Source organism: Paenibacillus sp. LRG-1, from assembly GCF_057220305.1.
Map to the genome: position 1 here is coordinate 1355296 of NZ_CM170126.1, position 25491 is coordinate 1380786.

Genomic DNA, 25491 nt, shown 5'->3' on the forward strand with positions numbered 1-25491 from the left:
ATGAAACGGGTTCAGAATTATTTGCTAGCTCAGGTTGCCGCAAAACATCTCTCCAAGATAGAAGCTCTGCCGATGCTAAAAGAGCTATTCGAAAATGAGGCCAAAACGGTGAAGGTTGATGATATTGCCGTGGTTGGGATGGCCTGTCGTTTTCCGGGAGCAAATGGAACGGATGAGTTTTGGGATAATCTCGTGAACGGCATGGATGCCGTGAGGGACTTCCCGGAAAGCCGCAAGGCTGACGTGGACCAGCCTATTCGGGACTATTTTAAAGGTAAACGATATGCGCCGGAGATCAAGTATCGCAGAGGAGCCTATTTGGACCATATTGATCGTTTTGATGCAGAATATTTTAACATTACTCCTGCAGAAGCCCGGTGTATGGACCCTTTGCAGCGCATTTTCCTTGAAGTTACCTGGGAAGCGCTGGAGGATGCTGGCTATGCCGAAAAGGAATTGTACGGCTCACGAACCGGGGTATACGTAGGGGATACGGATGCCGATTACTTGCAACTGATTCAGAACATGGAGCCGTATGCCTTACCCGGTAATACCATTTCAGTCGTAGCCAGTCGGGTAGCCTACTTGCTGAATCTCGCCAGCGGCAGCCATCTGATTGATACCGCCTGCTCGGCATCTTTGGCTGCTGTGCATCATGCGGTCAAAGGACTGATTACTGGCGATTGTGACATGGCTGTAGCCGGCGGGCTGAACCTGACCCTGTTTCCCGTAGATGAAGGACTGGTCGATATCGGCATTGCTTCTCCCGACTCTGTTGCGCGGACCTTCGATGCCGCAGCGAATGGGACGGTATGGGGCGAGGGATTCGGGGTCATCGTACTGAAGACGCTGGAAAAGGCTAAAAAGGATCGGGATCATATCTACGCTGTCATTAAAGGCAGCTCCATGAATTCGGACGGAAAATCAAATGGAATTACCGCGCCAAGTGCCTTGGCTCAGACGGAGCTGATGAAGGAAGCTTGGCGAAATGCGGGCATCTCCCCGGAAACGGTAACCTATATTGAGGCTCACGGTACAGGAACCCGCCTAGGCGATCCGATTGAGATTGAAGGCATTACCAACGCCTTCCGCAGCTACACGGACAAGCGGCATTTTTGTGCCTTGGGCGCGGTGAAAACGAACATAGGTCATCTGGACACCGCAGCCGGTATTGCAGGTCTGATCAAAACAGTGCTGTTATTGCAAAAGAAGGAGATTCCGGCAACCCTCCATTTTAACGAGCCGAATCCGCACATTAATTTCATTGAATCGCCTGTGTATGTGAATACAGAGCTGGTTCCATGGGAGACGGAGGCAGGAGTGCTACGGCGGGCAGGAGTAAGTGCTTTTGGTCTAGCAGGAACTAACTGTCATGTCATATTGGAGGAATATGAGCAGGACGAGCAGAGCCAGTCCGCCAGTGGAGAAAACGTACCGTATGTATTTACGTTGTCTGCCAAGAGTAAAGCTTCCTTTGATGCTTTGGTTGACCGTTATCGTACGTTTTTGGATCGCACCGCTCATGCGCTGCCAGATATTTGTTTTACAAGCAATCAGGGACGGGGGCACTATGCTTATCGGCTTGCGATTGTAGCTACAAGTCTTGAAGAATTGAAGGAAGGGCTGGAGCGTTTTGCAAATGCAGATGAAGCTGCACGTCCAGCTTTAGCGGGAGAGGGGATATATTATACCCGCCTAACGACCCGTGAGGAGAAAAGCTTCAAGGTACAGCCTGACACCAGCCTAGATCGGGTTGTGGATGAATATATGCAAGGTAGCGAGATCAATTGGACAGCTCTGCATGATTTGGATCAAAGACATCGTGTTCCTTTACCTGTATATCCATTTGCAGGCAAACGACATTGGGTGAATTATATCCCGGAGCATGCGATGGAGCGTGTAGCAGATTCCCCAGCCTTGAGATCGGTACCGGAGAAGCAGGTTGACCAGTGGTTCTATGAACTGAATTGGGTAGCCAGTCCGTTGACGGCTTCTGCCTCCCAAGAACGGTCGGTTACCAGCAAGTCATGGCTTATTCTGGCGGATGAAGAAGGCGTAGCTGCTTCACTAAGCGAGTTTATGAAGGATCAAGGACTCACACCTATTATCGTAGAGGCTGCATCTGATTATGCTGCCATAGATCCGAGCCATTATCAGATTCGTCCCGGCTATGCGGAGGATTATAACAGGCTGCTTGCAGCCGTGACCGAGGTTGAGACGCGAGGGGGAGCAGAGCTTTCCGGTATCGTCCACTTGTGGACCTGCACCGAAATTCGCAGTCGCATGCGACAACTCGATGATTTGAATGAAAGTCAGGAGCAAGGGGCTTTAAGTCTTTTTTATTTGATGAAGGCTGTTCAGGCAAGCTCGATTCATCGCCTGTTGGAAATCAAAGTCGTCTCGAACTACGCACAGCTGGTCGTAGCGGAGGATACATATGTGTTCCCGGAAAAAGCGCCTCTGTGGGGATTGATGAAGGTCATCTCGCAGGAATATAGTCAGCATCGTTGTAGCTGTATGGATGTAGAAACGATCGGACGCGACAATTCTGACATTGCTCAGGAAATCATGCTGGAATTGAATCGGGACGAAGCAGATCAGAGTTCAGCATGGCGAAGCGGTCAGCGGTATACGCAGCAGTTGGAACGGATGCAGCTTACAGATCTTCCACATCGGAAGATTACAATCCGTGAGGGTGGCGTCTATCTGATTGCCGGGGGAGCCGGTTCAGTTGGACTGGAAACCTGCCGCTATCTTGCCCGGCAGGCGAAGGTTAAGCTCGTGCTGGTGAACCGTACTGTGCTTCCGGACCGGGAAAGCTGGCAGGAACGAGCTGCGGGGCTGGATACCTCTGAAATTACGAAGAAAATCCGTGGACTGTTGGAGATTGAAAAGCTCGGCTCCGAGGTGAGCTACTATGCGGCAGATATCACGGATCTGGATGCAATGAAGAAGGTCGTGGATGATGTACATGCACGTTATGGCCCGATTCATGGGGTCATGAATGCCGCGATGCATTTGGAGGAAATTCGTCTGGAGCAGATGGATGCAGCGGGGTTCCAGCGAACCATGGGAGCCAAGGTAATAGGAACATGGGTGTTAAACGAGGTGACTAAGGATCAAACGCTGGACTTCTGGATTCTTTTCTCGTCAGTGGCTTCGCAGCTGGGAGGTGTAGGCTTGGGTAGCTACGCTGCTGCAAATGCATTTCTGGATCAGTATGCCCACTATCAGAGCCGTCGTGGCATGGAGATGATGGCGATCAACTGGTCGCATCTGGAGATGGGGGCTACATCGGACGAGCTGATGGATCAACGGATGTTATCTCAGCCGATTTTGTCGGAGGACTATGGCAAGCTGTTTGATCGGCTTTTGCAATATAAACTGACCCAAACGGTCATTGCCAACATTCGCAGCCAGGAGCTGGCTCAAGTGTTGACGCTGCTCAAGGTTCGCTTTTCCCCAGACTTAACAAAGGAAATTACAGAGCAAGCGCAGGGACACAACGATCAAGAGTCTGAAGCCTACAGTCATCTGCTGGAGTCCTATCAAGAGCTGAAGCAGTTCATTACCTCTAATGAGGCACTGAACGATATGATCCAGCGAAATGTGAAGCTGGGTGCTAAATTTGTCTCCTTCGAGGAAGAGCTGTTTCGTACGCTACAGCCCAAGTCGGAGGCTACGGACACTGGAGTGCACATGAACTCTCACATTCAAGTGACCTTGATCGGCCGTGATGGAGATGCGTATTCGAAAACAGAACGGCAGCTAGGTCAGATTTGGGGCGAGGTACTGGGGCATGAGGAAATTAGCATACACCAGGACTTTTTTGAAAATGGAGATTCGCTGATGCTGATGAGTGTCATTGCTAAAATTAAAGACCAGCTGGCCATAGATGTACCGATTCAGGTCTTTTTTCAGGAGCCAACGGTGGCCGGGCTGGGAAGCTGGATAGATGAATCCAATCGTGTCGATTTCGAGGAATCCGATATCATTCCGGTATTACCACGTCATTTTGCTGAGGCTGAACAATAAAGCGGCTTTGTGTTGGGCTAACAGGTGAGGAGTGAAGGAACATGTTATTCTGCGGACTGAAATTAACGCATGATGGTAGTGTGGCCTTGATTGAGGATAACAAGCTTATTTTCAGCTACGAGGTTGAAAAATTCAATAACAACAAACGCTACAGCGAAATTCCTGATTTGGATTTTGTCGAGGAAGTGCTTAACCTGCATGGCTATACCTCGGCAGATGTGGATCGGTTTGTCATCGACGGCTGGGCCGGATTGAAGGAAAGCAAGGTGGACACGCGTTCCCATGGACAGGAGCTGTCTCTCACGGTTGCACCTTACCGCGAAGTATCGCTATCAGCCGACGCGCTCCAAGCCTATTCGGGCAGTGGTCTTGCCATTGGCGGAAGAACCTACGACTATACCAGCTATATGCATTCAACCACACATATCGCCAGCACCTATTGTGCAAGTCCTTACGCGGTGACCAAGGAGCCGTCTTACGCGCTTGTGTACGATGGCGGCATGTATCCGCGTTTTTATTACTTTGATCCAGCGAACGGAAAATTAGAAAATCTGGGTCCTCTCTTCATGTACATTGGCAACATTTATTCACTGTTTTCGCTGCACTTTGAGCCATTTCTGCGCGGAGGGCAAGGACCACGTGTGGATGATCTTTCGGTAGCGGGCAAGGTCATGGCCTACATTGCCAAGGGACAGGTACGTCCAGAGCTGCTCGAACAGTTTGAATTAACGTATGCACGGCATTTTTCACCCTCGCTGGAGTTTAACTGGACCTTTTCCCAGGAAATCAAGCGATATGTAGATGAGCATCATATTCCGCATGCAGACGCCATGGCGTCTTTCCATCAGTATTTGGAGCAGCTTCTCGTAACCTCGCTGGAGGCGAGTGTGACCAAGCATGGACGGAAAACACGAAACTTTTGCTTTATAGGAGGCTGTTCTCTGAATATCAAATGGAACAGTGCGATTCGGGAAAGCGGATTATTTGACGATGTGTTTGTTTCTCCGTTTACCAATGATACAGGTTCGGCTATTGGTGCTGCCTGTTGTGAAATGATTCATCAGACAGGTCATCCTCATTTGAATTGGTCTGTGTACAGCGGACCCATGGTCATTCAAAATGAGCCAGCAGAAGGTTGGGAATCACGTGCTTGTACGGTAGCACAGCTCGCGGAGCTGCTGCATACGACAGATGAACCTGTCGTGGTGCTGCATGATCGGGCGGAACTGGGACCACGTGCTTTGGGCAACCGGAGTATACTGGCAGCTGCCGTTCAACCGGATATGAAAGACCGCCTGAATGCCATCAAGCAGCGGGAAGACTATCGTCCGGTCTCACCGATTTGTATGGAGGAGCATGCACCTGCTATTTTTTCACCGGGAACACGTGATCCGTATATGCTTTTTGATCATATGTTGCGTGATGAATGGGTGGAACGCATTCCTGCGATCCGTCATCTCGATGGAACGGCACGCCTGCAGACGGTGAGTCGGGAGGATAATCCGCTGATCTATGAATTGCTGCATGCGTACGAGAATTTGAGCGGTATTCCAGTGCTGTGCAATACTAGCGCCAATCTGCTCGGCAGCGGCTTTTTCCCGGATGTACGTTCTGCAACCGAATGGAACGGAACCCGGTATGTCTGGTGCAATGAAACGTTATACGAAAAGCAGTAGCATATCCTCGAATAATGTACAGATGGAGGTTTACACATGGGAGAGAAGCAGACCTATGATCTGTCTCATGGGCAGAAACGGTTCTGGGTTCAGTCCCAGCTGGACGCTCAGAGCAGCGCCTTAAATCAGTCGGTAGCCGTTCGAATCAGACAAGCTGTGAATACCGCGTATTTACAGCAGGCCCTCCATACCATCGTTGAAAGACATTTTATCCTTCGTACAGTGTTCACGGTGGTCGAAGGTGTACCGAAGCAAGTGGTGCTGGAGCAATTGACCTTAAACGTGCCTGTTGTGGATGTATCGGATACAGGGGAAGAAACAGCGTGGGCAGAGGTACAAAAAGAAATACAGACTGTGATGAATCAGCCTTTTGATCTGGAGCAGAGTCCATTATGGCGGGCACAGATCTACATGCTGGCGGCAAACGACTATGTTTTTCATATTTGTATGCACCACATCATTGAAGATGGTTGGTCTATGGATCTGTTTTTTCAAGAACTGTTTCATATTTATCAGGCGTTGGAGCAAGGAACAAGCCCCCATTTGCCAGAATTGCCGATCCAGTATATTGATTATGCACATTGGCAAAATCAGCAGGTGCTTACTGGAAAACTAAGCTCGCAGGAGCAATACTGGAAATCCCGATTGGATGGTGAATTGCCAAGTCTTCAATTGCCTTTGGATTTTCCGCGTCCGACCATCCGAAATGCTCCGGCGGCGGTGGAAAAGGTCATTCTGGATGCGGAATTATGCGCGGGCTTGGAGCGGTTGAACCGCACGTACGGAACCACCATGTTCATGTCGATCGTTGCCAGTCTAAATGTGTTATTAGCCCGGCTTACTCAGCAAGAGGACATTATTATGGGTACTCCTGTGGCGGGACGGAATCAAAAGCAGGTTCGAAACCTGATGGGTTTTTTTGTGAATACTCTCGTGCTGCGGAATCGACTTTCTCGAGACATTTCTTTTTCCCGATTGTTACAACAAGTTAAAGATGAGTGCGCAGGAGCATACGCCCATCAGGACTATCCTTTTGACAAGCTATTGCAGGTATTGAACCGTCCACGCCGCCTAAATCGTGCCCCACTGTTTGACGTTCTAATTAATTTTGCAGCCGGCTCCAAAAATGAGGAGAACTTCGGGGGAATCCCGATGGAAAGAATCAAGCTGGGAAATGGTGCCGACGCGAACGAGTTTGACTTGACCGTAATTGTGGAATCCGTAAATGACGAATTGGTCATATCGCTTAGCTATGGAACAGATTTGTTTACAGCCTTAACGATGTCCAGGATCGGAGCGTATTTCCGTAACATTATTGCGGGTGCCATTCAGGACCCGGAGCAGTCTGTGTGGAAAATGGATTACATGGGGGCAGAGGAACGCGCGGTCATCCATCGTGTTAATGATACGCAGAAGGTTTATCCGGCTGGAGTCACAATTACGTCTCGTATTCAGGAGCAGACGCTCCGTACCCCTGATGCAGTGGGGGTTCTGGACGGCGACATGGCTGTCACCTATAAGGAGCTGCACCTTCGCTCCAACCAATTGGGACAGCTTTTCAGTCGCTATGGAGTTCGTCCGAACTCGCTGGTTGCCACTATGGGGGATAGGAATGTCCCATTGCTTACCGCTATTTTAGGGATTATGAAGGCTGGTGGTGCCTATGTACCGATTGATCCTGATTATCCGCAATCCCGAATCCAATATATGCTTGACGACAGTTCGTGCCGCGTGCTTGTTACGAATTCACGTTATTTCGGGCGGACGTTAGATCATTTGCCAGACTGTATTAAAACTGTCATTTGTCTGGATGAAACGGTATGGGGAGAGTCGGAGTGGATCGTTAGACTGCGGGAGATGCGAGGGGATGAGTCTTATTTTATTCCTGTCAAAGCACAAGGGATGTCTACGGATGATCTGAGTCTGCAAAATATTCCTAATGAAAAAGACCTGGCGTATATCATGTACACATCTGGCTCCACGGGACAGCCCAAAGGGGTGATGATGACCCATAAGGCTGTGCTGAATACGTTATTTTGGTTGCAGGATACCTTTGCTCTGGGAGCAGACGATGTCATCGCGCAGAAGACGTCTACCAGCTTTACAGACTCGGTGTGGGAATGGTTCTGGCCGCTGATGGAGGGAGCCAAATTAACGATTGTACCCGCGGATATCGTCAAAGACCCTGCACAACTATACCCATTTATGGAGCGGGAAAAAGTGACGGTCACTCAATTTGTTCCTGCGCTCATGAATGTTTTCCTAAGTGCTGTACGAAATGCGGGGGAATCTCATCCATTGCCTGATCTAAAGTGGATTTTTAACGGGGGCGAAGCGCTTCCGGTGAATATCGTGCAGGAATGGTACACTCTTTTTCGCACAGCGAAAATCGCCAATCTATACGGCATGACCGAATCGGCCATCTATGCGACCCAGCATATCATTCAGCACAAGCCGGATGCAGGAACATTACGTATTCCTCTGGGGCTGCCGATTGCGAATACTCATGTGTATGTGCTGGATCAGGATGGACAGCTTGCCGGATTCCAAGTGCAAGGCGAGATTTGTATCGGCGGGACAGGACTGGCGAGTGGATATTGGGCCAAGCCGGATTTGACAGCCAAAGCCTTCACTACGCATCCGTTGACCGGAGAAAGGCTTTATCGAACGGGAGACTTAGGCTGTCAGACCCCGGACGGGCAATTTCAGTATCTTGGGCGAAAGGACGATCAGGTTCAGGTGCGGGGATTTCGCGTCGAAATGAAGGAAGTTGAGCAGGCGCTGGTCAGTCTTCCATCTATTCGTGAGGCAGCGGTGATTGCACATGTGGAGGAAACGGGATTAACCGGGCTGATCGGCTACTACACATTGCAGTCGCCGGAAATGACGTCAGAAGGGGTACGTGAACATCTAAAAGAACGGCTTCCCGACTATATGGTTCCCGGTCTGTTGGTCCCTCTCGAAGCCATGCCTTTGACCCCACACGGTAAAATCGACCGTAAACATATGCCAAAACCTGAGGGAAGAAGTCTTGCAGGAACAGAATATGTACCTCCAAGAGACGGCATGGAGCAGGAGCTATCCACCATTTGGACAGAAATTTTGGATATAGCGCAAGTGGGTGTACAGGACCCCTTTTTTGCGTTGGGTGGACATTCACTCAAGATGGCAAAAATGATTTACCGGATTCAGGAACGCTTGCAGGTGAAAGTGACGTTCAAAGAACTCTTTGATCATCAAACCATTCGTGAGCTGGCAGATTTGCTTCGTCAAAAGACCTCTGTTCATGCAGCTTCTATCGAACCGTTGCCTGAGCAGGAGTATTACCCAGTTTCCGCCGCTCAAAGACGATTATTTGTTTTGCATCAATTGGAAGGAGAAAGCCTGAGCAATCACGTGTTCACTGCATGGCATTTGGAAGGCAGTGTCCAACGAGAGCAGCTTGAACGTCTGTTTCGAACATTACTGCTCCGGCATGAAGTATTTCGAACGGGCTTTACCCTACTGGAGGATGAGGTAGTACAGCAGATTCATTCGGATGTAGCTTGGAAAATGGAATATACCGAAGGGACGGCGGCCGATATGCCGCAGATTCAGCAATCATTTTTGCGTCCTTTTGATTTGCAACGGCCCCCGCTTTTACGGGTAATGCTGGTTCGATTAGCGGAGCAGAGCCATGTTCTACTGCTGGATGTGCATCATATTATTTTTGATGGAATTTCTGCGACAGTGCTTATTGATGAGTTTATCTCCCTGATGGAAGGAAGCGCTCTGGAAAAACCGCACATTCAGTATAAAGACTTTGCCGCCTGGCAGCATATACAGCTCAGCGGGGAACATCTGAAAGAACAGGAAGCGTTCTGGCTGAAGATGTTCGACGAACAGCACACTGGAAAGGAAATTCCACTTCTGAATCTGCCGGGAGATTATCCAAGACCAAGACAACGGAGCTTTGCCGGGGGCTCGCTGGAATTTAGTCTGTCGTCAGACTGTGCAACAAGTTTGCGGAAGCTGGCAACGGAGAGTGGTGCCACGTTATTCATGGTTTTGCTTGCAGCATACAATGTATTCTTGTCACGCTACAGTGGGCAGGAGGACATCGTGGTGGGTACGCCAGTAGCCGGAAGATCGCATGTTCAGCTGGAGCGTATGCTCGGTATGTTCGTAAATACACTTACGTTACGAAATGCTCCCGTACAGGAGAAGACCTTCCGACAGTTTCTGGACGAGGTCAAAGACAATGCGTTGAATGCGTTTGAGCATCAGGATTACCCCTTTGATATGCTCGTTAATCGCTTGCATCTCCAGCGGGATTTGAGTCGTAATCCGCTGTTTGACACGATGTTTCGGCTGCAAAATTTTATGGATGGCAGCAGGGAAGTGCCGGGTTTACAGGTGAAGCCTTATCCGTTGGAAAGCCCTTTTGCTTCATTTGATTTGATGCTGACCGTGGTTGAGATGCCGACTGCTAAAGGTGCAAGTAATATTAGCCGTAATGGGCTGCATTGTACCTTTGAATACAGCACGGAACTGTTCCGCGAGCATACGGTTCGCCAGATGGCGCAGCATTTCATAGAGCTGGTAGCCCAACTGGCTTCACAGCCAGATCGTCCCCTGTATGCTGCCAGCCTGCTGACTCCTGCGGAGCAATCACGCATCCTTGTCGACCGCAATGTGACTGAGCTTGCGCTTCCGGCTGACAAGCTGATGCACCACCTGTTCGAAGAACAGGCTGCACGGATGCCGGACGCCATAGCGGTAGAATGTGGGAGCCAGTGTTTGACCTATGGCGAGCTGGATGTCCTGTCCAATCGGGTGGCGAGAACATTGCGCAGCAAAGGAGCGGACGTGAATACGGTGGTTGCCTTGCTGCTGGAACGGTCGGTAGATTTGCTGACGGCGATGCTCGGCATTTTAAAGGCAGGTGCTGCCTATTTGCCGATCGACCCCGACTATCCTGCGGCGCGTATTTCCTACATGCTGGAAGAGAGTGAAGCACAATGGCTTATTAGTCGGGACACACTGCTGGATGGACTGGATTTTAGAGGCGAAGTCATTTCGTTGAATGACGCGAGTATATACCGTCAGGATGGAAAAAGGCTGGAGATCACACAGCCGGGACCCCATGATTTGGCGTATATGATTTTCACCTCAGGCTCGACCGGACATCCGAAAGGCGTGATGATCCGTCAGGAAGCCATCGTTAACCTGATCTACGGGATTACCGAGCGAATTCCGTTTCTTGAAGGTCAAACCTTCTTCTCGGTAACTACTGCTGCATTTGATATTTTTGTATTGGAAACGCTACTGCCTTTGGCGAAGGGGCTACGGGTAGTGTTATCTACGGGAGAAGAGCAGGCGAATGCTGAACTGCTGTTGGAAGCCATTCGCCGAACAGGTCCGCATTTGCTGCAAATGACACCCTCGCGGCTTCAGCTTTTGCTTATGCACCCGGAAGCAAAAGAGAGTATGCGCACGTTGCAGGTCGTAATGGTGGGAGGCGAGGCTTTACCAGAGTCATTGCTTCGTCAGACGCAGGACGTGACCACTGCGCGCATTTTTAACATGTACGGCCCAACCGAAACTACAGTCTGGTCAACTGTGCAGGAGCTTACCCAGCATGAGCGGGTGAGAGTGGGTACGCCGATAGCGAATACACAAGTATATATTCTGGATGGGCAGCTCCAGCCTGTACCGGATCTTGTAGCGGGTGATCTCTGGATTGGAGGCAAGGGACTTGCATCCGGTTATGACAAGCGCCCTGAGCTAACATCCGAGAAGTTCAAAGCCAATCCGTTCCGGTCCGGTGAGCGAATGTTTAAGACCGGAGATTTGGCGCGGTGGCTGCCTAACGGTGAGATTGAAGTGTTGGGCCGGATGGATGATCAGATCAAGGTCCGTGGCTATCGGGTGGAACTGGGGGAAATTGAACAGGCGCTGCTGGCTCATCCTGCCATTCGGGAAGCTGTGGTGGTACAGGACCGATCAGATGAACAGGAGAACCACTCCCTTTGTGCCTATTGGGTAGGCCAGCAGACTTTATCAGTGAGTGAGCTACGTAATCATTTGCTTGCCCGGCTGCCAGAATATATGGTTCCCTCGCATTTTATTACCTTGTCGGAGATGCCTTTAACGCCGAACGGAAAAGTAAACCGTCGAATGCTGCCCAAGCCGGATCCTAGCCGTCCTCTTCTTGAAGTGGAATATACGGTACCTGCTACAGAGGTGGAAATGCAGGTCAGCCGAATTTGGGAAGAGGTATTGCACAGAAGTGGACTTGGCATCCACGATAATTTCTTTGAGCTGGGAGGCAATTCGGTTTTGCTCATTCAAATGAATGTTCGTCTCCAGCAAATCTATCCAGGGAAAATCAGCGTTGCAGACTGCTTTGCCTATCCGACGATTGCGAGACTTTCCGGTTTTCTGGAGCAGCAGCAAGGAGAACAAGCATGGACGGATGCGGAACAGGAACGATATGAGCGTCAGGAGCAATACTGGCGTCTTTACTTGGCTGAATCGTTATCTTTTATTCCGTGGAATGAGGCGATGCGGACAGATGGAGGAGCCGAAGGGCAGGCTACGTTCACCTTTACCTTACCTGCGGACCTGCTGACCACGTTACAGAAAGCAGTCTGGAGTCAGGATTTTGCCCTAACAGACTTGTTACTAGCCGTTTATACGTATGTTTTGTCACAAATGACAGGTCAGTCCGAACTGGTATTGCTCATCGGTGAAGGACACCTATTACCACATAAACAGTTCATACACCATGGACAGTCCTCTTTCCTCGCATTACAACTGACAGGGGAGAGCTTGTATCCGCTGCGTGTACGATTGACGGAAAATGATGATTTTAGCGCCCTGTGCATAGAGGTTGCTGGTCATCGTCAAAAAGCGAAAGAGACCGACCTTTACCCGATCCCAGTTATGTTGCCAAATGGGACAGGAAACGCCAATCCGTCTGCTTTTCTCCCTTGTGTGTTTCTGAATCATACGCCGGCGGGACATGAGGTGACCCGACAATTTGACTGGGTGCTTCATATGGATGTGCGCGCGGAGCAGGTACGGTTCCTATGCGAATATCAAGCTGGAAAACTGAAGAAGACTTGGGCGGAACAGATGATGAAGGCCTATGTCCACGTACTGCACAAGATTGCAGACCTACTATAAGGAGGATGGAACGATGAAAAAATTAGGATTTTTATTCCCGGGGCAAGGCTCTCAATATGTAGGCATGGGTCAAAGCTTATACGATGAATATTCAGTAGCAAGAGAAACCTTTGAAGAGGCCGAGGATGCGCTAGGGTTTGATCTAAAGACGCTTTGTTTCACAGGTTCCATGGATGAGCTGACTCTGACCGCTAATGCCCAGCCTGCCATTTTGACCGTGAGCATCGCAGCTTTTCGTGTACTGATGCAGGAATTGAAGCTTGCTCCATCTCTGGTAGCGGGTCACAGTCTGGGAGAATTCTCGGCATTGGTCAGTACAGGGGCGCTTGCTTTTTCGGATGCGGTGAAAATAGTACGTCAGCGGGGCATTCTGATGCAGGAAGCTGTTGCTCCCGGTACAGGAGCGATGCTGGCGGTAGTCGGGAGTCATGAGCGTGAGGTGGATGAGGTGTGCCAGAAAGCTTCGACAGCCGGTGTATCGGTCGGGATTGCGAATTATAATTCCTCTGAGCAGCTCGTCATTTCGGGTCATACTCCTGCACTGGAGAAGGCAGAAGAGGAACTGAACCGTAGAGGAATCAAAACGATTCGCCTCAAGGTGGGCTTTCCGTTCCATACGAATTTAATGCGGAGCGCTGCGGGCAAATTTCGGGAGGAGCTGGAGAGATATGATTATGGCCGTTTTCAATGGCCTGTGCTCTCTAATGTTACAGCGACACCCTATGCGGATCGTCGTTATATCCTATCTAACTTGACGTCCCAGATGGCACGGCCTGTGCAATGGCACAGAAGCGTTCAATACATGCTGAATCAGGGTGTGAATCATTTTATAGAAATCGGCCCCAAAACCGTATTGAGAAATTTAATGGCTGGTATCACCTCTACGGCTCATTCCTTTGCTTTTGAGCATCCCTCCACTCTGGAATTGCTGCGGAATGCTGATATCGAGAGCAAACCAGATGGTTTGGGTCTGGTGACCTCCTGTATTGCGATTGCGGTTTCAACCCAGAACCGGAACTGGAATAACGATGAGTATGAGCAGGGTGTAGTCGTTCCATACAAAGAATTGCAAAACCTGCGCGAACAATTGATCACAACCGGAATAGAACCAACGTTGGAACAAATGCAGCAAGCTCTGGACAAGCTAAAGTCCATTTTTGCAACCAAATTAACACCAACGGAACTACGGGCTGAACGGTTTGAGCAGATTTTCAGCAATACGCATACACGCGAATTATTTCCCGCGTTTCAGGTCAGCTAATCGCAGCGAACACGAGGAACGGAAGGGAGTACGATGATGACAAAAACAGGATTCAATCTGGCGGCTCTTCAATTCAATGAACAGGATTTTCAGGACGCGGGTCCGATCGCGGTTAATGAGCTGCGAGATTCGGATATTGCAGTCATCGGGATTAGCTGTAAAATTGCCGAAAGTGAAAATGCAGCTCAGTTTTGGGATCTTCTGCGGGCGGGGCAGGACGCCATACGCCCTTTTCCTGCCCGACGAAAAAGGGAGCTGGAGAGCCTCTTCCAAGCCGGGCTGTTGAATGAACAAACGGCATTAAATGAAGGTGGATTTCTAGAAGAAATTGATAAGTTCGACTATCCCTTTTTTCAACTTTCTCCGGCTGAAGCGCGATTGATGGACCCAAACCAGCGACTGTTTTTGGAGTCTGCCTGGGCGGCAGTTGAAGATGCGGGGTACGGTGGTAAAAAGCTTTCCGGTAGTCGGACAGGAGTCTATGTCGGCTACAGCAGTGATTTTGGTGAGGAGTACAAGCGGTTTATAGCAGAAATGGCTCCTTCATCAGCTTCTTCAGCGATTCCAGGTAATATCCATTCCATGATTGCCAGTCGGATCGCCTATCTGCTGGATTTAAAAGGGCCCAGTCTGTTGGTGGATACCGCATGTTCTTCATCTTTGGTGGCCATTCACCTGGCCTGCCGGGATTTGCGGCACGGCGATTGCGATACGGCGATTGCCGGCGGGGTAAAGGTCACACTTGTACCTATAAAAGAGGGAAAGGGCGGGGGGCTGGGTGTAGGCTCCTCGGATGACCGGACGAGAACGTTCGATAGCGTTTCAGATGGCACAGGTGGAGGAGAAGGTGTAGCCGCTGTTCTGCTCAAACCCTTGAAGCGGGCCATTCAGGATCAGGACCATATTTATGCTGTCATTAAAGGCAGTGCTGTGAACAATGACGGGACTTCAGCCGGGATTACGGCTCCCAATTCGCTGGCAGGAGAGGATGTCATTGTACGGGCCTGGAAGGATGCTGGGATTGACCCGGATACCATTACATATATTGAAGCTCATGGTACAGGCACCAAGCTGGGTGATCCAGTGGAGATTGATGGTATACGGAGAGCCTTTCGGCAGTATACCGACCGGAATCAATTTTGTGCCATAGGCTCGGTCAAAACCAATGTAGGTCACCTGGATAACAGTGCGGGAATCACGGGCTTTTTAAAGGCAGTGCTCGCTTTGGAGCATGCAGAAATTCCGGCGAGCCTACATTTTACCTACCCGAACCCGGATATTAGCTTTATTGATTCGCCTGTATATGTGAATGACAAGCTGCAGCCTTGGCCCAAGGAGGATTTTCCGCGACGCTGCGGAGTCAGTTCCTTCGGGCTCAGCGGTACGAACTGCCATGTCGTTCTGGAAGAGGCCCCGGTGTGGGCTGAAATGCAGGATGGTGGCCAGTTGGAGCAGGAAACACCGGAAACGGTTCAGCTTTTTACGTTATCTGCTAAAAATGAAACAGTGCTTGCAGCCTATGTGAAGCAATATCAGCAATATGTCATGGAACCCAAAACCTATCCGTTACGCGATCTTTGTTATACCGCCAATACCGGACGAGGGCAGTATGGCTTTCGTCTAGCGATTCTGTGCCGGGATTGGGATGATCTAGGAGCAAAGCTGACTCAAATTCAGACCTCAGGCTTCAGCGGACAAGCGAAACAAGAAGAGTTCATACCGGGTGTGTATTTTGGACGTCATAAGGTTGTATCTGCACAGAAGGAAAAAGAAGCAGGGGAGCTTACGCTGGAGGAATCCAGAAGACTGACAGCATCAGCCAAAGAGAAACTGACCCAGTCTTCATTCGAGTTCGATACGCTGGATTCTCTGTGCCGTATGTATGTTGAGGGAGCAGATGTGGAATGGGAGAGCTTGTATGAAGGCAAAGCGTGCCGCAGACGAAGCCTTCCCACCTATCCTTTTGAGCCTAAGCGATGCTGGGTGGAGGTAGAGGAGAAGGCAGTCGTTTCTCAGGCTTCCCATGTTCGAAAATTCACAGAGATGGAAACAACACATCCGCTTTTGGACTATTGTTTGGCAGAAACCGAGGATCAGGATATTTACCTGACCCGTTTCTCTGTTGGGCGTCATTGGGTACTAAACGAGCATAAGATTATGGAAAACTGTATTGTACCAGGAACCACTTATCTAGAAATGGTTAGGGCAGGATTGGAAAAATACAAGCGTCCAGGCAAGGTGCTGGAGCTATATGATATCCAGTTTATTTCTCCGCTCATCGTGGATGCAGAGGAAGAAAGAGAAGTACACACCGTTTTGCAACGGGAGGGTGAGACGTTTTCGTTTAAGGTATTAAGCCGGACGGGACCCTCAGTTCAGCCGTGGGAGCAGAATTGGGTAAGGCATGCACAGGGGCGCGCCGTATTTGTAAAGGCAGCCCATCCTGTTATGAGTCTGGGCGATATTCGGACTGAGTGCAACGATCAGGAAGTAGTAGTCGGTGAGAATCATGCCGAAGCTGCTCCTGCATTTTCATTCGGGCCGCGGTGGGAGACGCTGCGGACGATTGCAATTGGAACAGATCAAGTGTTGGCTAAGCTGGAGCTGCCCGTAGCCTATCAAATGGATGTAAGTCAATACGTGCTGCATCCCGCTTTGTTGGATGTGGCCGTCGGGGTAGCAAGCCAGAGTTTGGGAAATGGCCTGTTCCTGCCATTTTCATATCACAAGCTGCGCATTTACGACTCCCTCCCACGGCTTTGCTACAGCTATCTGCGCAAAAAAAACAAGGTCAGGGAAAGTGGAGAAATTTTAACGGTAGATGTGCTCATTCTGGGTGCCGAAGGTCAGGTACTGGTAGAAATTGAAGATTATGCAGTCAAACGTGTACACGAGGCGGATCTTAAACGAACCCGCTATACAGAACATCATAAATATCATCAGATTGTATGGAAAAAGCAAGAACAAGCACCCTCCGAGTATGAAGAAGATACAGTAACCCGGACCGCAAATGATTCAGTGTTATCCACACCGCTGGAAACAGTTTTATTATTCACAGATAACCGTCCGATCGGTGTAACGCTGCGTGGATTGTTAGCGCACGAAGGGTATGATGTGGTTGAAGTGAAGCGGGGAGTCACCTTTACTAAAATGTCAGACCATGCTTACTTCTCTACGGGTTCCGAGGAAGATCATATACGCTTGTTAACAGAGATGCGATGTCAGAATGCTAAGAAACTGATATACCTCTGGAACGGGCAGTCTATGGTTCAGCTATTTCATCTGGCTAAGGCAATCGCAGAGACCAAGTCAGCTGTTAAGGAACTGACGGTGATCGCTGAGCAGGCTTATAAAGTGAATGAATTGGAAAATGAATTAAAACCAGAACATGCGGGCTTGTTTGGGCTGGCCCGTGTCATCGGTCAGGAATACCCTGATCTGAGCTGCCGTTGCCTCGATATAGATACAAGCACCCAGCCTTCAGAACTCATTCATTCCCTACGGCACGATGATGATACATTTCTGGTCGCTTGGCGTAACGGCGAACGTTATGTAGAGCAGATTGAACCTGTGGATCTGACGGAAAGCGAAGTTGACCCGATTACGATCAGACCGCAGGGAACCTATGTCATAACTGGGGGTACTGGCGGGCTGGGATTGGCAATCGGTAAATGGCTTGCTTCTAAAGGTCAGGTCACACTGGGATTGATAGGTCGCAAGCCTTTGCCACCCAAGGAGCAATGGGAGGCCATTGCAAACGCCGATTCCAACGGGAGCCCAAAAAACATAAGACAGAACTCAAATCCAGACATGAATACAAGGATGCAGAATACGGTTACCGCCTTACTGGAATTGGAGCAGCAGGGAGCGCAGGTAGAATATTATGCTGTCGATGTAGCTGACGAGACCGCTATGAAGCAAGCCTTGAATGAACTTCGCCACAAGTATGGGGCTATTCACGGTATCATCCATGCTGCGGGTGTGGCTGGAGACGGTTTTATGGCTCTCAAGAGCCAGGACCGCTTTACCGAGGTACTGGCTCCGAAGGTAACAGGCGCACATGTGCTTGACCGAATCACCACTGCGGATACACTGGACTTTTTTATTCTTTTTTCATCTGTGACTTCACTGATGGGTGGACCAGGCCAAAGCGACTACACGGCAGCCAACGCCTATCTGGATGCCTTTGCCGAGTGGCGGAATCACTCCGGCCGACGTACGCTTGCCATCAACTGGGCTCCTTGGCAGGAAGTTGGGATAGCTTTTGAGCATGAGGTTGATTTCCAAGAGAGCTTATTTCAGGCTCTGTCCACACAAGAGGGACTGGCCGCTCTTGAACAATTATTGCTTCATCCCGTTCCGCGTGTCATTGTGGGTGGCTTGAATTACGCTCAGGTGGCCGCGCTGGATTCCGCTGCCATTCCTTTCGGATTTTCTCATGAAATGCGGGCTATTCTAGACCGTCATCGTCGGCTTCTGCATGACCATGCGGTCACGTCATCTGCTGCCGTGCGCCGTCCTGTGAAGTTGCGTGGTCGGGCAACAGAACAATATAGCTCATCTGAAAAGGTGATCGCAAGCATATGGGCGGAAGTGCTGGGGCTTGATGAGCTGAACATCTATGACAGTTTTTATGAGCTGGGAGGAGACTCCCTGATTGCTAGTAAAATGGTGGGGCAGATGAATCAAAGCTTGTCCAAAAAAGTGGATATGAGCGATATCTTCAACTATATGACGGTCAGCGAATTAGCCCTGTATACGGATGGAGAAGCGAAGCAACCTCTTCTGACGGAAACGGAGCTGCCTGCACCCCAATCAGCTGACAAAAATCTGATCATTCATCCGGTGGAACAACGTGAGGTGTACCCAGCTTCCTCGACGCAGCGTCGATTTTATATGATGCGTCAAATGGCAGGACATAGCACCTTGAACAATCTATGCAGTGCGATGACCATCACTGGTAATCTGGATCATCATCGGTTGGAGAAAGCCATATATGCGGTAATTCGTCGTCATAGCTCGCTGCGCACCGCTTTTGAGTTGCGGGATAACGAACTGGTACAGAGAGTGTACCCGGAGGTAGATTTTTCGCTGGAATATAGCGAAGGGGACGGGCGCGAGCTGGAAGCGTATGTGGATGAATTTATCCGTCCTTTTGACCTGAATCGTGCGCCGCTGTTAAAGGCGAAGCTGATCCGGCTGAAGGATGATTCCCACCTCTTTCTGTGCGATGTTGACCATATTGCAGCTGATGGAGCCTCAATTGGTATTTTATTAAGTGAAATGATACAGGGCTATTCTGGACAGGATCTACCGGAACTGCCTATGCAATATACCGATTTTACATTGTGGCAAAATCAGCGTCTGGACAGTGCCGAAATGAAAAAGCAGGAGGCATACTGGCTGGACGTATTTAAGGGGACGCTGCCTGTACTTGATTTGCCTACAGATGAGCCGCGGGCAGCGCAAATGAGCAATGCCGGGGATGTCTATACATTTGATCTGAGTGAGGAATTAACAGCTTTGGCTAAAAAAACAGCGGTACAGCATGGGGTTACGCTCTTTATGCTTCTGTACGCTGTCTATAGCACTTTATTGGCCAAATATGCGAATCAGGAAGAGATCATTATTGGCATTCCAAGCGCAGGTCGCCAGTCGGAAGAGGTCCAGCACATGATTGGGCTGTTCATCAATACGCTGGCCCTACGAACTGCGCCAGCTGAAGATAAGCCTTTCGCAGCATATTTGCAGGAGGTTAAGAAGCACGCGCTTGAAGCCTATAAGCATGAGGATTATCCCTTTGAAATGCTGCTGAATCAGCTTGACGTACCGAGAGACCGGAGCCGGAACCCACTTTTTGATGTTCAGTTTATTTCCCAGAACTTTCGGGGGGAGCCGATGAGCATCAACGGGCTTCGCTTTACTCCGTTGGAAGCTAAGATGGAGGCTGTACAAGTCGATCTGACAGTCATATGGGTTGAAAATGAAGGTAAGCTGCGTTTTCACTTTGAGTATGCGACCCAACTGTTCAAGGGAGAGACCATACGTCGGCTTGCGAGCTATTACAAGAATCTTTTACAAGAAGTTTGTGCTGATGCTTGGCGGCCGATTGGCCTCATTTCCATGAATCAGGCGGAAGAACAGCAGCGAACCCTGTACGAGTGGAATGAAACCCGGGTGAATTACCCACAGGAAAAGCTGGTTCACCAGTGGTTTGAAGAGCAGGCCGAACAGCATCCTGAACGGATTGCTGCCGTCTACGGAGAGCATTCGCTGACTTACAGCCAATTGAATATCAGAGCTAATCAGCTTGCCCGGCACTTGCTAACTTATCATTTGGTACCGGACCAAGCTGTCGGTATCCTGGTTCCCCGTTCGCTGGATATGCTGACCAGCATGCTTGCCGTACTCAAAGTAGGAGCAGCCTATGTCCCTATGGACCCGGAACATCCGACGGAGCGGGTGGCCTACATGCTGGAGGACAGCGGCGTGTCTCTGCTCCTAAATTCTACGGGTACCGCCAGCATCGACACGCTGCGCTTTACAGGGTCTGTCATGGATGTAAGTGATCCGGCCTTGTACAGCGTAGATGCTGATAATCTAGCTTTTGCACTTGCAGGCAAGGAGTCTCTGGCATCTCACCATTTGGCTTATATTTTGTACACGTCAGGATCATCCGGTAAGCCCAAAGGAGTCATGGTTGAGCATAGAAATGTAACGAATTACATCACGGCTTTCCAGCATGAATTCCACTTAACGGCTGAGGACGTAGTGCTCCAGCAGGCAGCCATTACCTTTGATGCATCCGTGGAGGAAATATACCCTACATTGGCAGCAGGGGGAACGCTGGCTATGGTTTCACGGGATGAACTGAAGGACATCCAATTGCTGAACCAATTCATTCGCCAGCAGCAAGTGACCGTGGTCAGCGCCTCGCCGTTTATTTTAAATGAGCTAAATCAACTGCCCCCTTTCCCGCATATTCGCACTTACATTAGCGGGGGGGATGTGCTGAAAAGCGAATATGTCACCCAGTTGTTGCGTTCCGCAAAGGTCTACAATACGTACGGACCGACAGAAGCGACTGTCTGTGCTACCTATTATTGTGTGCCGGATATTCCAGCTGTCCATCCATTGCCTGTCGGACGGCCTGTAGCCAATGCTGAGGTATACATCATGAATCGCAGGGGTACGGATGTTATGCCTATCGGGGTACCCGGTGAAATATGCATTTCAGGCTGGGGTGTTGCACGCGGCTATATGAACCGCCCCGAACTGACGCAGCAGCAGTTTGTAGCAAATCCGTGGATACCGGGCGAGCGGATGTACAAAACAGGTGATCTGGGCAGATATCTTGAAGATGGGCAAATTCAATTTTTAGGAAGAGTCGATCAGCAGGTTAAAGTGCGGGGTTACCGCATTGAGCCGGGCGAGGTTGAAAAATCGTTGCTCCAGCACCCGCGTATACAGGATGGAGTGGTGTTGGTTCAGGAAGTCCAGCCTGGTATGCATGAGCTATGCGCCTATATCGTTACAGATCAGGAATTGTCGGTGGCAGAACTGAAGACCCATCTGTCGGTAACCTTGCCTGAATATATGATTCCGTCTTACTTTGTTCGAGTCGATGAGATCCCGTTAACACATCACGGAAAAATCGACCGTCATGCTTTACCGCAGGTTAATGAAAGTATCAAGGTCGGTACGGCCTATGTACATCCAGCTTCACCCCTGGAAGAGCGCTTGGTTGAGCTTTGGTCGGAAATCCTGCACCGGGAGCAGATTGGCACACAGGATGACTTCTTCCTGCTGGGCGGGCAATCCTTGCTGGCAACCAAGCTGGTCTACCTTATTAACAAGGAATGGAATGTAAATCTGACACTGCGCGATTTCTTCCGGGCAGGTACGGTTCAAGGATTAGCGACCTGGATAGAAGAAATTCAATCGGGCCGTGAACGTGGAATATTAGTGGAACAGGACGGATTAATCAAGCCCTTTAATCTCCGGCAAAAGCCATTGTTCCGCGTTCAGGTTATTCATCAGCCTGCCAACCGTCATTTGCTGTTCATTGATATGCATCATATTATTACGGACGGTCTTTCCCAGGAGATAATCGTCGAGGAATTTGCTCGTTTATACGGGGGCATGAGCTTACCGGAATTGACGATCCAGTATAAAGACTATGCCGTGTGGCAGCGTGAGTTTTTGAACAGTGTGGAATTCCGTCAGCAGGAGCAGTTTTGGCTGGAGCTTTTTCAAGGGGAAATTACAGAGCTGGAATTGCCTACGGATTTTTCACGCCCCGATGTGAGAAGAGGTGAAGGGCAAGCCATTCATTTTGAGCTGGATCAGGAATGGACGTGGAAGTTAAAACGCTTTGCCCTGCAACAAAATGTCACGGTATTTATGGTTCTACTGGCGGCCTATAACCTATTGCTGGCCAAAGCCAGTGGGCAAGAAGATATTATCGTCGGCATTCCGGTATCCGGCAGAACTCATGCGAGCCTGAGTCCTCTTGTCGGCATGTTCGTCAATACGTTGGCCCTTCGCAACACGCCGAAGAAGGACATGACAGTGCACGAATTTTTAATGCAGGTAAAGGAACGTTCTCTTCAGGCTTTTGAGCATCAGGACTATCCGTTTGAGCAACTGGTTGAGAAGTTGAATTTGGCTGGCCAAACAAGTCGCAATCCGCTGTTCGATACCATGTTTGCATTATTGAACGAATCTTCCCGTACCATCGTAGAATTACCCGGCCTGAAACTGACTCCATGTGATGAAGCGGAGTATACAGGAGCACAATTCGATTTAACATTTACCGCAGCCATGACCGACGAGCATATCGAATGTATTTTTCAATACGATGTAGATCTCTTTACCGGGGAGACGGTGGAACGCTTGAGCCGGGAATTCCTTCAAATCTTACACACTGTCCTTGTCAATCCACAGCAAAAGATTGGAGAGCTTCGGATAGAAAAGGTGGCAGTTGACCCGAATCAGCGGGACAGAGAGGAAGTACCTGAGTCAGCAAGCGTCCATAAGGAAGAGGACTGGGTGAGTGAGCTTGCTATAGCAGCTTCGGAATCGGTGAACGAGGCGGAATGGAAGACACTCGTCCATGATTTCAATCAAACAGATATGGACCCGGGGTCCGTAAAGCTGTTACATCAATATTTCGAGGATCAAGCAAGCCGTAACCCTGAGCAGATCGCTCTCATTTCCGGTCAACAGGAGATCAGCTACGGAGAAGTAAATCGAAGGGCGAATCTGGTCGCACATAGCCTACTGGACTCCGGTACCCGGCCAGAGCAAGTAGTAGCTATTGTCATGGAGCGCTCACCGGAAATGATTGTTGCTTTATTGGGTGTGTTAAAAGCAGGGGCGGCGTACCTCCCCATTCATCCAGCCGATCCAAAGGAACGGATTCGCTACATCCTGGCAGACGCTGGGGCCGAATGGATTCTGACCCATCAGCAGTGCCATGCCAGCTGGATGGATGAAGAAATCCAGCAGATCATGGACGTCGATTTACTGTGTCAGGATCAGCAAGAACGAGGTAATCCAGAGCTTGTCATCCAGCCTGATCATCTGGCTTATGTCATCTTCACCTCCGGCTCAACCGGGCAGCCCAAAGGGGTGATGGTGGAGCATCACGCCTTTAGTGCGCGAGTGGTATGGCTGGCACAACAGCTTGGTTTAAGGGAGCAGGACACGGTGCTGCAAAAAGCATCCTATACCTTTGATGGTTCCATCGTCGAGCTTTTCAGCTGGTTCATGGGCGGAGGACGATTGGTGTTATTGGAGGCAGGTGCAGAAACGGATACCCGTCAAATGCTGGATACCATTCACAGGCATCAGGTTACAGTGGCTTTCTTCATTCCTACTGTGCTGCAAATGTTTTTGTCAGAGCTTTCAGTCGAGGATACAATCCAAGCAGCCACTTTGCGTTGGGTCATGTCGGGTGGCGAACAGATAGGCCAGGAGCAGGTGCGAAGTTTTAATCTGAAGTTCCCGGAAGCGAGATTACTTAATCTGTATGGGCCTACGGAAGCCAGTGTGTTTGCAACAGCCTATACGTGTACGTCTGTATCTTCCGAAGGTCCGATTCCGATCGGACGGCCTGTGGGCAACACCCGGGCGTATATTTTAAATCAGGAGCTGGCGTTGGTTAGTTTGGGGCAGGTAGGAGAGCTTTGTCTGGGAGGGTGCCATCTGGCACGCGGGTATGTACATCTGGATGGACTTACGGCAGAGTGTTTTATCCCCAATCCTTTTGTACCAGGTGAGCGAATCTATCGGACAGGCGATCTTGCCCGGATGCTGCCTAGCGGCGAGATTGTTTACTTGGGACGGTCGGATCAAATGGTGAAAATCGGAGGCTACCGGATTGAGACAGGTGAAATTGAAACAGCCCTCTTGCAAAATAACGACATTCAGCAGGCGGCTGTACTTGATTTGACAGATGAGCAGGGCAACAAGTATTTGTGTGCTTATCTGGTTGTGCAAACCGACTGTACAGTTCGAGAACTGCGGGCATTTTTGCTGGAACGATTACCGGAATATATGATTCCTTTACGTTTTGTGAAGGTGGAGACGATGCCTCTAGGTTCAAGCGGAAAGCTGGACCGTAAGGCGTTAAATACCTTGGGGGTAGAGTTGCCTTCCGGCAAAGAACATACACCGCCCCGCAACGAAATGGAACAGCAACTGCTCCTGTTGTGGGCGGACATTTTCAAAACAGGCGCAGTAGGTATAGATGATCATTTCTTTGAATTTGGCGGAGATTCGTTGCTCGCTTACCAGTTCATTTTGCGTGTGCGTCAAATGTTGGCCATCGAGATTACTTTAAAGGAACTTTTTGCAGCTCCGACTATTCGACAACTTTCAGATCACATAAGCTCCAGAAGAGTTGAGTGTCATCACGAGGATGAAGCGACAGTCCGTTCCTTGATCCCTGCTGCGACTCCAAGCGCCCATTATCCGGCCTCGTCTGCTCAAATGCGTCTTTTTATGATGCACGAGCTGAATCCAGAGGATCTAAGCTATAATCTACCGGGCGCCATGATGCTGGAAGGAGAACTGGACCTGGCCAGACTTGAGGGAGCCTTCCAAGCGCTTATTCAGCGTCACGAAGCTTTTAGGACCACATTTGATGTGATCAACGGCGAGATTGTTCAGCTTATTCATGAATCTGTTCCGTTTGCCATTGAGTTTTTCAGAACAGAGGAAACCGAGATTAGCAACATACTTCGGGGCGATGGAAAGCTTATGAGAGAAGTCATACCAGTTCAGCAGCATGCACTGTCATCAGTAAAAGTAGAGAAAAAAGAACGCCGACGGAGGGAGATTTAG

General features: G+C 49.8%; 5 protein-coding genes. All 5 read left to right on the forward strand.

Annotated elements, in window-relative coordinates; all coding sequences use genetic code 11:
* Genes ACUUJN_RS05965 through ACUUJN_RS05985 form a run of 5 tightly spaced genes read left to right on the forward strand, consistent with a single transcriptional unit; the run spans window position 1 to window position 25491 of the window.
* Window positions 1-4035 carry an SDR family NAD(P)-dependent oxidoreductase gene (locus ACUUJN_RS05965; RefSeq protein WP_484669391.1) on the forward strand — a complete coding sequence of 1345 codons (4035 nt, stop codon included), beginning with the start codon at window positions 1-3 and terminating at the stop codon, window positions 4033-4035.
* Window positions 4036-4076: 41 nt separating this feature from the next.
* The gene (locus ACUUJN_RS05970; protein ID WP_338533343.1) at window positions 4077-5711 is read left to right on the forward strand and encodes a carbamoyltransferase N-terminal domain-containing protein; all 1635 of its coding nucleotides are present in this window, start codon (window positions 4077-4079) and stop codon (window positions 5709-5711) included.
* A 36-nt stretch (window positions 5712-5747) separates the two neighbouring features.
* Window positions 5748-12881 (forward strand): amino acid adenylation domain-containing protein, encoded by a 7134-nt coding sequence (locus tag ACUUJN_RS05975; protein ID WP_484669392.1) that lies wholly within the window; start codon window positions 5748-5750, stop codon window positions 12879-12881.
* A 13-nt stretch (window positions 12882-12894) separates the two neighbouring features.
* A complete protein-coding gene (gene fabD, locus ACUUJN_RS05980; protein WP_484669393.1) occupies window positions 12895-14142 on the forward strand; it encodes an ACP S-malonyltransferase in 1248 nt (415 codons plus the stop codon).
* Between the two features lie 33 nt (window positions 14143-14175).
* A complete protein-coding gene (locus tag ACUUJN_RS05985; protein WP_484669394.1) occupies window positions 14176-25491 on the forward strand; it encodes an amino acid adenylation domain-containing protein in 11316 nt (3771 codons plus the stop codon).

Coding starts and splice junctions, on each gene's coding strand:
- ACUUJN_RS05965 (WP_484669391.1), top strand. CDS start 1: ATGAAACGGGTTCAGAATTATTTGCTAGCTCAGGTTGCCGCAAAACAT.
- ACUUJN_RS05970 (WP_338533343.1), top strand. CDS start 4,077: ATGTTATTCTGCGGACTGAAATTAACGCATGATGGTAGTGTGGCCTTG.
- ACUUJN_RS05975 (WP_484669392.1), top strand. CDS start 5,748: ATGGGAGAGAAGCAGACCTATGATCTGTCTCATGGGCAGAAACGGTTC.
- fabD (WP_484669393.1), top strand. CDS start 12,895: ATGAAAAAATTAGGATTTTTATTCCCGGGGCAAGGCTCTCAATATGTA.
- ACUUJN_RS05985 (WP_484669394.1), top strand. CDS start 14,176: ATGATGACAAAAACAGGATTCAATCTGGCGGCTCTTCAATTCAATGAA.